Origin of the sequence: Sphingomonas qilianensis (genome assembly GCF_039614825.1) — a bacterium.
Taxonomy (GTDB): domain Bacteria; phylum Pseudomonadota; class Alphaproteobacteria; order Sphingomonadales; family Sphingomonadaceae; genus Sphingomonas; species Sphingomonas qilianensis.
On the sequence record NZ_JBDIMF010000001.1, the window covers coordinates 41973 to 55150 of the forward strand.

At 66.7% G+C, this 13178-nt stretch carries 11 protein-coding genes; 6 read left to right on the plus strand and 5 right to left on the minus strand.

Annotated features, from left to right (window positions below):
* Window positions 1-46: 46 nt before the first annotated feature.
* The 3 genes from moaB to ABC969_RS00215 are packed head-to-tail and all read right to left on the minus strand — an operon-like array spanning window position 47 to window position 3085.
* Entirely contained in the window at window positions 47-574 is a 528-nt protein-coding gene (gene moaB / locus ABC969_RS00205) for a molybdenum cofactor biosynthesis protein B (RefSeq protein WP_345862227.1), read from the minus strand.
* Window positions 564-2315: a lytic transglycosylase domain-containing protein gene (locus ABC969_RS00210; RefSeq protein WP_345863766.1), complete on the minus strand. Its 1752-nt coding sequence runs from the start codon at window positions 2313-2315 to the stop codon at window positions 564-566. Before ABC969_RS00210 ends, moaB begins: the two co-directional genes overlap by 11 nt.
* Window positions 2316-2350: 35 nt before the next feature.
* The gene (locus ABC969_RS00215) at window positions 2351-3085 is read right to left on the minus strand and encodes a uracil-DNA glycosylase (protein ID WP_345862228.1); all 735 of its coding nucleotides are present in this window, start codon (window positions 3083-3085) and stop codon (window positions 2351-2353) included.
* A gap of 116 nt (window positions 3086-3201) precedes the next feature.
* On the opposite strand from ABC969_RS00215, the gene ABC969_RS00220 reads away from it, so the two are divergent.
* The 5 genes from ABC969_RS00220 (at window position 3202) to ABC969_RS00240 (ending at window position 10612) form a co-directional block, all read left to right on the plus strand.
* On the plus strand, window positions 3202-4863 hold the full coding sequence (locus tag ABC969_RS00220; protein WP_345862229.1) for an electron transfer flavoprotein-ubiquinone oxidoreductase: 1662 nt from the start codon (window positions 3202-3204) through the stop codon (window positions 4861-4863).
* 168 nt (window positions 4864-5031) lie between these two features.
* Entirely contained in the window at window positions 5032-5856 is an 825-nt protein-coding gene (locus tag ABC969_RS00225) for a 4-(cytidine 5'-diphospho)-2-C-methyl-D-erythritol kinase (protein WP_345862230.1), read from the plus strand.
* A 233-nt stretch (window positions 5857-6089) separates the two neighbouring features.
* The gene (gene ilvD / locus ABC969_RS00230) at window positions 6090-7811 is read left to right on the plus strand and encodes a dihydroxy-acid dehydratase (RefSeq protein WP_345862231.1); all 1722 of its coding nucleotides are present in this window, start codon (window positions 6090-6092) and stop codon (window positions 7809-7811) included.
* A gap of 93 nt (window positions 7812-7904) precedes the next feature.
* Window positions 7905-9410, plus strand: coding sequence for an NAD(P)H-hydrate dehydratase (locus ABC969_RS00235; RefSeq protein ID WP_345862232.1), 1506 nt, complete (start codon window positions 7905-7907; stop codon window positions 9408-9410).
* Complete coding sequence (locus ABC969_RS00240; protein ID WP_345862233.1) at window positions 9407-10612, plus strand: class I SAM-dependent RNA methyltransferase; 1206 nt, start codon at window positions 9407-9409, stop codon at window positions 10610-10612. Before ABC969_RS00235 ends, ABC969_RS00240 begins: the two co-directional genes overlap by 4 nt.
* Window positions 10613-10694: 82 nt before the next feature.
* Here ABC969_RS00240 and truA read toward each other — a convergent pair whose 3' ends face one another.
* Both truA and fmt read right to left on the minus strand, forming a co-directional pair.
* On the minus strand, window positions 10695-11438 hold the full coding sequence (gene truA, locus ABC969_RS00245; protein ID WP_345862234.1) for a tRNA pseudouridine(38-40) synthase TruA: 744 nt from the start codon (window positions 11436-11438) through the stop codon (window positions 10695-10697).
* Entirely contained in the window at window positions 11435-12361 is a 927-nt protein-coding gene (gene fmt / locus ABC969_RS00250; RefSeq protein WP_345862235.1) for a methionyl-tRNA formyltransferase, read from the minus strand. The genes truA and fmt overlap by 4 nt, the downstream gene beginning before the upstream one ends.
* 55 nt (window positions 12362-12416) lie before the next feature.
* Here fmt and recR point away from each other — a divergent pair, with 55 nt between their 5' ends.
* Window positions 12417-13013, plus strand: a complete 597-nt coding sequence (recR, locus tag ABC969_RS00255) for a recombination mediator RecR (RefSeq protein WP_345863767.1) — start codon at window positions 12417-12419, stop codon at window positions 13011-13013.
* Window positions 13014-13178: the final 165 nt, after the last annotated feature.

Here is a 13178-nt window from a genome sequence, read left to right on the forward strand (position 1 = left end):
TGCCACCCCATGGCACCGGGCTCGCTTGGCCGGCCCAGCGACGCGGTCAGCGCTCCATCAGCCGCGGCATCAGCTCGACGAAATTGCACGGTTTGAACCGGCTATCCAACTGGTGCACGAGTATCCCGTCCCAGCCATCCTTCACGGCGCCGGTCGAGCCGGGGAGCGCGAAGATATAGGTGCCGCGCGTCACGCAGGCGCAGGCGCGCGACTGGATCGTCGAGGTGCCGATGGTCTGGAAACTAAGCCACCGAAACAGCTCGCCGAACCCTGGGATCGGCTTGTCCTGCACCTGCTCGATCGCCTCGGGCGTCACGTCGCGCCCCGTAACCCCGGTGCCACCGGTGGTGATAACGCAATCGACCGTTTCATCATCGATCCAGCGATGCAGCCGCGTGACGATCTCCGGCACGTCATCGGTCACGATACCGCGATCGGCCAGCACATGCCCTGCCGCGGTCAGCCGGTCGACCAGCGCCTGGCCCGAACGATCGTCGGCCAGCACGCGGCTGTCGGAGATCGTCAAGACGGCGATGCGGACCGGCTTGAATGTCGCGCTGTCGTCAATTGGCACTGAGCACCAGGCCCTTTGGTGCCGCGGTCAACCGCACGCCGCTGGCCCCCGGCAAACCCGGGAAACGCGGCCACAGCCCTTGCGCCAGCGCGGTGCGGCTGGGCGAGACGGGCTTGCCGCTCTGGCTTTCATACATCCAGTAATTGCGCAGCACCGTGCTGACATAGCCACGCGTTTCCCAATAGGGGATCGATTCGATGTATAGCAGCGGATCGCCGCCATCGCGCGACAGCGCGTTCCACATCTGCACCGGCGCCGGCCCGGCATTGTACGCCGCGATCACCTTGGGCAGCAGCCCGCCGGTCAACGGCAGATCGCGCAATTGCTCGAGATAGGATTGCCCGACCTCCATGTTCACGGACGGCCGCGACAGCATTGCGCGATCATAGAGGCGGCCATGCTTGCGTGCGATATCGGTCGCCGCCGCGGGCATCACCTGCATCAGGCCATATGCGCCGGCCGGGCTGACGACATCGGTGCGGAAGCGCGATTCCTGCAGCGTGTGGGCGTAGACCAGGGCCTTGTCGACGCGCCAGCCGCCATCCGGCGTCCAGTTGGGCTGCGGATAGCGCGCCGCCACCGTCGTCGTCGCGCCGACCGGGCCGTTATACGACAGCCACACGGTCGTGCTCGGCAGATTGAAGCTGTTCGATAGCCGCACGAGCGCCGGGAATTCCTGCGGGTTGCCGAGCTTTGCCTCCTGCTTGACCACTTCATCGGCCAGGTTCGTTTCACCAATTTCCACCAGCGCTGCCGCCACGCGCACGTTCGGGCGCCGCGCGAGCAATTGCCAGTCAGTGGCGACATATTTGTCCGGCTTGGGCGTCACATCGCGAATGCCCAGCGCCTGGCGCGCAAGCAGCCCGTAAAACGTCTCGCGGTATTGCGCCGCGCTTTTCAGCCGCGCTTCGATCCGATCGGGCCGCGCGCAGGCCATGTCGGCGCGCGCCGCCCAGTACAGCCCGGCCGAGCGCAATTCGATATCGCCCGCGCGCGCCGAAACGCGTTCAAACGATTGGCCGGCGCCCGCGCAATCCTTCTGCCGCCAGGCCGCGAGCGCGTTGACCCACTCGCCTTGAATCGCCCAGTCGCCCGAGCCCAGCGCCGCCTTCGACGCCATCGTCCGTGCCGCGCGATCATTGCCCTGCAGATAATAGATCCAGGCGACCTTCTGCTGCCATTCGGTCTGCGCGTCGGGTGTCAGGCCGTAGGTCGACTCGAGCAGCGCCTGCGCCGATGCGCCGTCATCTGCTTTGACAAAGGGCTGCATCTTGATCGCCAGCTCGGCCGCGATCATGTCGCTCTTGATGCTCTTGGCGCGTTGCCGCACCGGCGCGCCGCCCAGCCAGGTCAGTCGCTTGGCTTCGGGCAATGGCGGCAGATCCACGCCGCCGCGCGATTTGGCCATGGCATAGATTTGCGTCGCCTGCGGCAGTTCGGGCGCTTCGGCGAGCAATTTGAGCAGCGGATCGAGCTCCGCCTTGGGTGATCCCTTGGCGGTGAGCAATTCCGCGCGCGCAATCGCGTGCAGCGGCCCCGGCTTCATCGAATCGAGCTGCAGTTGCGCGTCGAGCCAGCGTTGCTCGCGGATTGCCGAAAACACTGTGCGATACCCCTCGCGCTGCCCGGCATCGAGCTGGTCGGGAATTCCTTGTGCCCCCCGTGCCGCGCCTTTCTGCGGCGCAACATCCGCCGCGGCGGCCGGGGCAGGGGCGGACACCGCCGCATAGGCGCCGGTCATCGGCGCCGCGACGATGGCGCAAGCTAATAATGTTCTCACGATTCCAATCCCTCGATCAGCATCTGCAAGTCTTTCCATGCTTCGGCCTTGGCCGCCGGTTTTTCGAGCAGGAAGCGGGGGTGAAAGCTCGCTACCACTTCTATCGTCGAAGCCACCGTGCCAGCTTTAAGGTTAAGTGTCCGTAACTGGCCCCTGGCATGCGGCGCATCCGCCCCAAGCAAGGCACGGCTCGGCGCATTGCCCATCACCAGCACGCGTTTCGCCGCCGTCAGCGCGACATGATGCTGCGCCAGTTCGCCCAGCCGCGCTTCCATCTCGGGCGCGACGCGGCCTGCCGCGGGGCGCGTCGTGCACACCGCGGCCAGATACACCGTTTCGCGGCTGCGCCCGATCGCCGCCAGCATGCGATCGAACAGCCGGCCCGCCGCGCCGCTCAGCAGCACGCCGCTCTCGGCATCCTCGCGCTCGGGCATGTCGATCAGGATCATCAGGGTGGCGGCAGGATCGCCTTGGCCCACGATGCAGCGGCCATGCCAGCTTGCTTCGGGGGCGTCGGGGCCGGCTCGCCACGCGGCGAATCCGTCCAACGTTTCCGGCAGCGCGACATCGGCCACGACCAGGTCGACGGGGGCCGCCGCTGACACCGGCGCGGCGCGCGCCAGCCAGTTGCGCGGCTCCTCGTCGATCGCGGTATCGACCCCGGCCTCTTGCCACCAATCGAGCGTACTCGCAGCGGCTTGATTCCAGTCGTAATTCTGATCAGCCCCCATATATCCTTATGGCGGGATGTTGACGTGAAGGTCAACTTGCTGGCACCGCAACTTGGACAGGACGTGGTTGCCGCGCGACGAGCGCGCGCGGGGCACGCCGCTGATGGAGACGAAGAGTGAGCGAACGCGAATCCATGCCGTATGACGTCGTGATCGTCGGCGCCGGGCCTGCCGGCCTGTCCGCGGCGATCCGCCTCAAACAGGCGGCGGCGGCGAAGGAAGCGGAGATTTCGGTATGCGTGCTCGAAAAGGGCTCGGAAGTCGGCGCGCATATTCTGTCGGGCGCGGTGATCGATCCCAAATCGCTCGACGAATTGCTGCCCACATGGCGCGATGACGGCTGCCCGCTGGCCGAAGTCCCGGTGACCGAAAATCATCACTGGGTGCTGACCCGCGCGAAGAAATATGAGCTGCCGCATCTGCTCTCGCCGCCGTTCATGCACAATAAGGGCACTTATACCGGAAGCCTCGGCAATCTGTGTCGCTGGCTCGCCACCCAGGCCGAGGAACTTGGCGTCGAGATTTTCCCCGGTTTTGCCGCGGCGGAAATCCTGTTCAACGAGGATGGCTCGGTCAAGGGCGTCGCGACCGGCGACATGGGCGTGGCGCGCGACGGGACGCACAAGGGCGATTACACCCCGGGGCTCGAGCTACACGCCAAATACACGTTCTTTTCCGAAGGCGTGCGCGGGCATCTGAGCAAGGAACTGATCCGCACCTTTGATCTCGCTAAGGATGCCAATCCGCAGGTCTACGGGCTCGGCGTCAAGGAATTGTGGGATATCGATCCCGCTTTGCATGTCCCCGGTCGCGTCATTCACACGCAGGGCTGGCCGCTGACCGAGACCGATGGCTCCAATGGCGGCGGCTGGATCTATCACCAGGCCAATGGCCAGGTCTCGCTCGGTTTCGTCACCTGGCTCAATTACACCAATCCCTATCTCTCGCCGTTCCAGGAAATGCAGCGCTGGAAGACGCATCCGCAGATCGCCGCGTTGCTGAAGGGCGCCAAGCGCGTCAGCTATGGCGCGCGCGCTATCAGCGATGGCGGGCTGCAATCGATCCCCAAGCTGGTCTTCCCCGGCGGCGCGCTGATCGGCGACAGCGCCGGCTTCCTCAACGTGCCGCGCATCAAGGGCACGCACACGGCGATGAAATCCGGCATGATGGCGGCCGAGGCGGCGGTCGAGGCCGTGCTGTCGCAGCGCCAGCATGACGAGCTTGCCGCTTATCCCGCGGCGTTCGAGGCATCCTGGGTTAAAAAGGAGCTGTCGGTCGTCCGCAATGTGGCGCCGCTGCTCAAGAAGTTCGGCGATTTTCTGGGCACGATCTTTTCGGGCGCCACGATGTGGGCCGAGCATCTCGGGCTCAAGATGCCGTTCACGCTGCATCATCACGCGGATCACGAAAGCCTGTGGCGCAAGGATCTGGTCAAGAAGATCGAGTATCCCAAGGCCGATGGCGTGCTGACCTTCGATCGCCTGTCCTCGGTGTTCATCTCCAACACCAATCACGAGGAGGACCAGCCGGTCCATCTGACGCTCAAGGATCCCGCGATCCCGGTCGCCTACGATCTGCCGATGTACGACGAACCGGCGCAGCGTTATTGCCCGGCCGGCGTGTACGAGATCGTCGGCGAGGAGACGGGCGATCCGAAGTTCGTCATCAACGCGCAGAATTGCGTCCACTGCAAGACCTGCGACATCAAGGATCCGACGCAGAACATCAACTGGGTCGTGCCGGAAGGCGGCGGCGGGCCGAACTATCCGAATATGTGACGCGCCAGGCCAGACGCAGCGAAGCTGCGGCGCGCCTCAAGGCGCGTCCGGCCGGCGGCGCTCAAGCGCCGACCGACGACACGGCTTTGCCGCGGCGCGCCCCGTTGCTATGGGCCTCTCCCTGCGTCGCCGGCTGACGCAGGCCGGCAAGCGTCTAAGGTTGAAGCGATGATCGTTGAACGCGCGCCTGCCAAGATCAACCTTGCGCTACACGTCCGCCGCCGCCGCGCGGATGGCTATCACGAGCTCGAAACGCTGTTCGCCTTTCTCCGCGATGGCGATGACATCCGCGTGGCGCCCGGTCCCGGGCGGCTCCACATAGACGGTCCCTTTGCTGCCGGTCTCGATGTCGACGCCGACAATCTCGTCACACGCGCCGTCACGATCTTCGCGCAAAGCTTTGTTATCGCAACGGAATATGCAATCACGCTGACCAAGAACCTGCCCATCGCGTCGGGCATCGGTGGCGGATCGGCCGATGCCGCGGCGACGCTGCGCGCGCTGGCCAGGCTCAACCACATCCCGCTCGATCATCCCATGTTGTTCGCTTGCGCCAACGCACTCGGCTCGGATGTGCCTGCCTGCCTGTATGGGCGAAGCGCGATGGGCACGGGCAGGGGCGAGCAGCTTATGCCGCTCGACGGGCTCACCGATATACCGGTGCTGCTGGTCAATCCCGGCGTCGCCGTCTCGACCGCCGCCGTGTTCAAGGCGTGGGATAGCGTCGATCGCGGTCCGATCGGCGCGGGGGCCATCCTCGATCGCGCCCGCGCCGGGCGCAACGATCTCGAACCACCTGCTCGTGCGCTGGTCCCGGACATCGCTGCGGTGCTGGATCGCCTGGACAACACCAAACCGCTGCTTGCGCGCATGTCCGGCTCCGGCGCCACCTGTTTCGCGCTGTACGCGAGCGCTGCCGATTGCAGCAGCGCCGCAGCCGCCGTACGACACCGCCATCCCGAATGGTGGTGTCTCGAATCGACACTCGCGTAACACATATTCGTCATTTCGGGACACCCGCGCCCGTCCGCAGCGCCAGGCCACGCAAATCCGCCATTGGCACACACCTTGCTGGTCTAAAGCCGAACGGGTCCGACGCTCCGCGCGCGTCCGCCGATGATCCTCCCGGGCATCATCAATGTGGGAAAGGCGGCGTGCACCAGCACGTCGCCTTTTTCGCGCAACAGACTTGCGTCAAACCCGCCTCTCGCGACATAGGCGTGCGCATGACTCATGTTTTCGATAAATCGCGCCTCCCCAGCCGTCACGTCTCCGTTGGCCCCGAACGCGCCCCGCACCGCAGCTATTATTACGCTATGGGCCTCTCGGAGGAGGAGATTGCCCGCCCGTTCGTCGCATTGGCCTCTGCCGGCAATAACAGCGCGCCGTGCAACACCACGCTCGACGCACAGGCCGATGCCGCGCAGGCCGGGGTCAATGCCGCCGGCGGCATGCCGCGGCGCTTCAACACCATCACCGTCACCGATGGCATCGCCATGGGGCATCAGGGCATGAAAAGCTCGCTGGTCAGCCGCGAGGTGATCGCCGATTCGGTCGAGCTCAGCGTGCGCGGTCATTGCTACGACGCGCTGGTGGGCTTCGCCGGCTGCGATAAATCGCTCCCCGGCATGATGATGGCGATGCTGCGCCTCAACGTGCCGAGCATTTTCGTCTATGGCGGCTCGATCCTGCCGGGCCGCTATCACGACAAGGACGTCACCGTCGTGGATGTGTTCGAAGCGGTGGGGCAGTTCGCAGCGGGCAATTGCCCGATCGCCGAGCTGCACGAGCTCGAAAAAGTTGCCTGCCCCGGCCACGGCGCATGTGGTGGTCAGTTCACCGCCAACACCATGGCCTGTGTCGGCGAGGCGATCGGATTATCGTTGCCGAACAGCAACATGGTGCCCGCACCATATAGCACGCGTGAACAAATCGCGGTTGCCGCCGGGGCGCAGGTGATGGAGCTGATCCATCAGAATCTCCGCCCGCGCGACATCTGCACGCGCGAAGCCTTTATCAACGCGGCGCGCGTCGTGGCGGCCACGGGGGGCTCGACCAACGCCGCGCTGCACTTGCCCGCCATGGCGCATGAAGCGGGCATCGATTTCGATCTGTTCGATGTGGCGGAAGCCTTTAAATCAACACCTTATATCGCCGATCTCAAACCGGGCGGGAACTATGTCGCCAAGGACATGTATGAGGCCGGCGGCGTCTATATGCTGATGAAGACGATGCTCAGCGGCGGCTTTCTCGACGGCAATTGCAGGACGGTGACGGGCAAGACGCTGGGCGAGAATATCGATCAGGTCACCTGGAACCCCGATCAGAAGGTCATCTACGATATCAACACGCCGATCACGCCGACCGGCGGCGTCGTCGGCTTGCGCGGCTCGCTCGCCCCCGATGGCGCGATCGTGAAGGTTGCCGGCATGCACCGGCTGGTGTTCGAAGGCCCGGCGCGCGTGTTCGATTGCGAGGAAGATACCTTTGCCGCGGTCGAAGCGCGTGAGATCGCCGACGGCGAAGTGATCGTGATCCGCTACGAGGGGCCTAAGGGTGGCCCCGGCATGCGCGAGATGCTCTCCACCACCGCCGCGCTGTATGGCCTGGGTCTCGGCGAAAAGGTCGCCTTGGTCACCGATGGCCGCTTTTCCGGCGGTACGCGCGGTTTCTGCATCGGTCATGTCGGGCCCGAGGCCGCGGATGGCGGGCCGATCGCCCTGGTCGAAAATGGTGATCTGATCCGCATCGATGCCGAACAAGGCACGATCGACCTGCTCGTCGAGGCGGACGTGCTGGCCACGCGCCGCGCCGCCTGGGTGCCACGCGCCAACGATTATCAATCCGGCGCGCTGTGGCGCTATGCCCGCAACGTCGGCCCGGCCTATAAGGGCGCGGTCACGCACCCGGGAGCCGCGGCCGAAACCCATGTCTATGCGGATATCTGATGCCGGCGCGCGGCTAGCTGTCCTGTCGGTTGCCGGCCTGCTCACCGCGTGCGGCAAGCAGGTCGCGCTCACGATCACCAGCGGGCACACTCCATGAGCCCGCTCGCCGGCCCGATCCTCACCGCCGCCGAAATTCGCGGCGCCGAGGCATCGGCCATGGCCGCGGGCGCCACGGTCGACAGCCTGATGGAGCGCGCCGGCCAGCAGATCGCCGTTGCGGTCCGGCGTCTCGCGGGCGCCAATGCGATCCTGGTGGTGTGCGGCCCCGGCAACAATGGCGGTGATGGCTATGTCGCCGCGCGGCTGTTGCGCGAAGCGGGCCTGAAGGTGCGGGTCGCCGCGCTCGCCGAGCCCAAGACCGACGCCGCCAAAGCGGCGCGGGCGGCGTGGCCGGGGGGCGTCGAACCCGTCGCCGACGCCCAACCCGCCTCGATCCTGGTAGACGCGCTGTTCGGCACCGGCCTCGCGCGCCCGCTGGACGCCCCAGATGTGCCCCTTCCGTCATCCCAGCGAAAGCTGGGATCTCAAGCGGCAAGCGCGGAACAGCCGCCGCAAGAGACCCCGGCTTCCGCTGGGGTGATGGCGCGCAATGGCGCAGCGGCAACCCCCATCACCGCCAAGCTGCGCGCGCTGGCGCAGGCGGCAACGCTTACCATCGCCATCGATCTCCCCAGCGGCGTCACCACCGATGACGGCCGCGTGCTGAGCGACATCCCCGTGTTCGACATCACGCTCGCGCTGGCCGCTGCCAAGCCCAGCCACCTGCTCCAGCCCGCCGCGCGCCACTGTGGCACGATCCGCATCCTCGATATCGGCGTCGCGACGACCTCTGCCGCACAGGTGCTCACCCGCCCAAATTTGCCGCCCCCCGGCCCGGACGCGCACAAATATACCCGCGGCATGGTCGCGATCGTTGCCGGCAGCATGCCCGGCGCCGCGCGCCTCGCCGGCATCGCCGCGATGCGCGCCGGGGCGGGGTATGTCCTGCTGCTCGCCGACGATCACAGCGGCCCCGACGCGTTGGTGCACAAGCCTTTCGCCCCGCAAGCGATCGCCGATCCGCGCATCGGCGCGCTGCTCATCGGCCCGGGCCTCGGCCGCGACGCCGATGCGGTCGCGAAACTCGATGCCACGCTCGTCACGGATCACCCGCTGGTCATCGATGGGGACGCGCTGCACCTGCTCAAGGGAAATCGCCTGACGACACTCGCCACCCGCGATACCCCCCTGATCCTCACCCCGCATGCTGGCGAGTTCGATGCCTTGTTTGGTGCATCGGATGCCAGCAAGATCAAGCGTGCCCGCGCTGCCGCCGTTCAGGCGAACGCGGTCATCGTCTTCAAGGGCGCTGATACCGTCATTGCCGGCCCCGACGGCGCGGTGCGCGTGGCGCCCGGCGCCAGCCCCTGGCTTTCCACCGCTGGCACTGGCGATGTTCTCGCCGGCGCGATCGCCGCGATGCTCGCCAGTGGCCTCGCGCCGCTCGAGGCCGCCTCGGCCGGGGTATGGCTTCATGGCGAAGCGGCACACCGCGCCGGCGCCGCCTTTATCGCCGATGACCTTGCCCAAGCGCTGAGTGCCGCTAGAGCCACCGAATGACCGACCACCTGACCGATACGATCATTCGCGTTGCCGCGCGCGGCGACGGGCTGACCGCCGATGGCCGCAGCGCCGCCCTGACCGCGCCCGGCGACACGCTTGCCGCTGATGGCACCATCATCCCCGGCCCGCATCATCAGGTGCCGCCATGCCGCCATTTCCCCACCTGTGGGGGCTGCCAGCTCCAGCATCTCGATGACGAGAGCTTCGCGCAGTTCATCATTGACCGCATCCAGGGCGCGCTCGCCGCGCACAATCTGAGCACCGACATCCGCCCCCCAAAGCTCTCGCCACCCAAAACGCGCCGCCGCGCTGCGCTGCAGGCAGAGCTCAAGCAGGGCAGGGTGCAGATCGGCTTTAGCGAGAATGCCAGTCACGCGCTGGTCGACATCCAGGAATGCTGGGTGCTCACCCCCGAATTATTCGCCGTGATCGCGCCATTGCGCGTCCTGCTGGCCAAATTCCTGCGCAAGAATCGTCGTGCCCGGCTGCATCTTACCCAGGCGGATCAGGGGCTCGATCTGCTGATCGAAGGGATCGAAGCCGAGGGTCTCGACGCTGCCGAGGCGATCAGCGCTTTCGCGCTCGCCCACAATGTCGCGCGCTTCGCCATCGATAGCGGCGTCGGTCCGGAGATCCGGTGGGAGCCCGAGCCGGTCACCGTCACGCTCAGCGGCGTGCCCGTGCCGCTGCCCGTCGCCGCCTTCCTGCAGGCGACCAAGGACGGGGAGGGCGCGCTGATCGAGGCGGTGCGCTTAGCCACCGCTGGCGCCGCCACCGTCGCCGATCTGTTCGCCGGGCTTGGCACCTTCACCTTCGCATTGCCCGGCAAAGTCTATGCCGGCGAAGCTGCGCGCGACGCGATCCTGTCGCTCAAGGGCGCCGCCGCGCTGGCGCGCCGCCCGGTGTTTGCCGACCATCGCGATCTCTATCGCCGCCCGCTGACCACCGCCGAGCTCGACCGCTTCGACGCCATCGTGCTCGATCCGCCGCGGGCCGGTGCGCGCGAACAGGCGTTGCTGCTGGCCCCGTCAAAGGCACCTTCCATCGCCTATGTTTCCTGCAATCCCAGCAGCTTCGCGCGCGATGCAGAGTTTTTGTGCCAGGGCGGCTACACGCTCGACTGGATCCAGCCCGTCGGCCAGTTCCGCTGGTCGACGCATGTCGAGCTGGCGGCGAAGTTCACGCGGCGCCCCGCCTAATCGTCACCCCAGCGAAAGCTGGGGTCTTCAGCGGCAAAGACGCGACGGTTGCCCCGAGATGCCAGCTTCCGCTGGCATGACGTCATGATGAATAATCCGCCCCGATAAAGAACAGCCCGTCCGGGGGCGCATTGAGCCCGAGCCGCGTGCGGTCCTTTGCTGCCAAGGCATCCGCCATATCATCCGGCGACCATTTGCCCTGACCGACCAGCCCGAGACATCCGACCATCGAGCGGACCTGATGATGCAGGAACGAGCGCGCCGAAGCGAACACGCTGATACGGTCGCCCGACGCTACCACGTCCAGCCGATCCAGTGTCCGAAGCGCACTATCGGCCTGGCAATGTGCCGAGCGAAAGGTGGTAAAGTCATGCCGCCCGATCAGCCGCGCCGCCGCTGCCGCCATCGCCGCGCTGTCCAGCGCCACGGGTACGCGCCATGCCAGCCCGCGCTCCCACGTCAGCGGCGCACGCCGCATGACGATGCGATATTCATAATGCCGCCCGAGGCACGAAAACCGCGCATGCCAGTCCTCGGCCACTTCGTCGCACGCCAGGATCGCCACCGGCGCGGGCGCGAGCTTGGCGTTGATTGCTGCGGCCAGCCGAAATCCCGTCAGCGGTTTGGCCACATCGACATGCGCGCGCATCGCGCTGGCATGCACGCCGGCGTCGGTGCGCCCCGCCGCATGCACCGCCACCGTCTCGCCCGTTACGGCAAAAATAGCCGCCTCGATCGCCGCCTGAACGCTCGGGCTATGCGTCTGCCGCTGCCACCCGGCAAACGGCCGCCCGTCATATTCGATGGTCAGCGCAAACCGCGTCAAAGCTTGGTGCCCGCCGGGATCGGGAAACCGCGCAGCAGCTCGCCCGCGCTCATCACGCCGCGCCCGGCGCGCTGCAACAGGGTCGGGCGGATGTAGCCCGCGCCGCATTGGATGATCAGGTCATCACTGACCACCAGACCGTCGTCCCGGCGCAAGCCGGGGTCTCCCGCGGCAGGCGGGTCGGGCAGCACCTCCGCCGCCAGCACGCGCACCCGCTCGCCCGCCACCTCGAACCACGCCCCCGGCGGATTGAACCCGCGCACCTGCCGCTCGACCGCCTCGGCAGACTGTGCAAAATCGAGCCGCGTCTCCGCCTTGTCGATCTTGGGCGCATAGGTCACGCCCGCTTCAGGCTGCGCGACGGCCGGATAGGCATTGATATCCGCCAGCACCTGCACCATCAGCCGCGCGCCGAGCGCGCTCATCTCGTCGGTCAGTTCGCCCGCCGTCTTGGCGCCGATCGCGGTCCGTTCCTCGAGCCGCACCCGCCCGGTATCCAGCCCCGTCTCCATCTGCATGATGCCGACGCCGGTCTCGGCATCGCCGGCGAGGATCGCACGCTGGATCGGCGCCGCCCCGCGCCACCGCGGCAACAGCGAGCCGTGGACGTTGAGACAGCCGAGGCGCGGCGCTTCCAGCACGGCGCGCGGCAGGATCAGCCCATAGGCCGCGACCACCGCCACATCCGCCCCGAACGCGGCAAAGTCGGCCTGCGCCGCCACATCCTTGAGCGACACCGGCGTGCGCACGGCAATGCCCAGCGCCTCGGCGCGCGCCTGCACCGGGGAGGGCGTCACCGCCTTTCCCCGCCCGCTGCGCCGCGCCGGCTGGCTGTAGGCCGCTACAATATCATGCCCGGCATCCACCAATGCCTGCAGCACCGGCACCGCAAATTCGGGCGTCCCCATAAACACAATCCGCATGGCGCATGCTCTGGCCGCTTGGCAATCGCTCGCGCAACCCCCTATCTGTTCCGTCATGGCCTCCCCGCAGATCGACGCGCTCACGCAAGCCCTGGCAAAGCTCCCCGGACTGGGGCCGCGATCCGCCAGACGCGCGGTGCTGCATCTGCTCAAGAAGCGTGAAACCGCGCTGGGGCCGCTGCTCGATGCGCTGAACGCAGTTGATGAAACGCTCGCAACCTGCAGTAATTGCGGGAATATCGATACGACAAACCCATGCGGCATCTGCGCCGATCCGCGCCGCGACGCCCGCGCTTTGTGTGTGGTGGAAGAAGTCGCCGATCTCTGGGCGCTCGATCGCTCGCGCTTGTTTCCTGGGCGCTTTCACGTGCTCGGCGGGCGCCTGTCTGCGCTGGAGGGCATCCGCCCGGAGGATCTGACGATCGATTCGCTTGTCCGCCGCATCGAGGCGGGTGGTATCGACGAGGTCGTGCTGGCGATGAACGCGACGCTCGAAGGCCAGACCACCGCGCATTACATCGCCGATCGCATCGAGCGTTTCCCCGTCCGCATCACCCAGCTTGCGCACGGCCTGCCGGTCGGCGGTGAACTCGATTATCTCGACGAAGGCACGCTCGCCCAGGCGCTCCGCGCCCGCCGCCCCGTCCCTTGACCGCGCGGAGCGCAACCAGTCTGCCCACTGCGTCTTCGTGTTCTTCGTGGCTTCGTGCGAAAATCCAATGCGCACGAAGCCACGAAGAACACGAAGAGAAAGGAGGCGCGGCAGCCTGTTCTTCTTAGCGTCTTTGCGTCTTTGCGTCTTTGCGCCTTTGCGCGA

Excerpts from the sequence above, each read along its gene's own strand:
- ilvD (WP_345862231.1), top strand. The coding sequence starts at position 6,090 with ATGACTCATGTTTTCGATAAATCGCGCCTCCCCAGCCGTCACGTCTCC.
- ABC969_RS00240 (WP_345862233.1), top strand. The coding sequence starts at position 9,407 with ATGACCGACCACCTGACCGATACGATCATTCGCGTTGCCGCGCGCGGC.
- recR (WP_345863767.1), top strand. The coding sequence starts at position 12,417 with ATGGCCTCCCCGCAGATCGACGCGCTCACGCAAGCCCTGGCAAAGCTC.
- ABC969_RS00235 (WP_345862232.1), top strand. The coding sequence starts at position 7,905 with ATGAGCCCGCTCGCCGGCCCGATCCTCACCGCCGCCGAAATTCGCGGC.
- ABC969_RS00225 (WP_345862230.1), top strand. The coding sequence starts at position 5,032 with ATGATCGTTGAACGCGCGCCTGCCAAGATCAACCTTGCGCTACACGTC.
- ABC969_RS00215 (WP_345862228.1), bottom strand. The coding sequence starts at position 3,085 with ATGGGGGCTGATCAGAATTACGACTGGAATCAAGCCGCTGCGAGTACG.
- ABC969_RS00210 (WP_345863766.1), bottom strand. The coding sequence starts at position 2,315 with ATGACCGGCGCCTATGCGGCGGTGTCCGCCCCTGCCCCGGCCGCCGCG.
- fmt (WP_345862235.1), bottom strand. The coding sequence starts at position 12,361 with ATGCGGATTGTGTTTATGGGGACGCCCGAATTTGCGGTGCCGGTGCTG.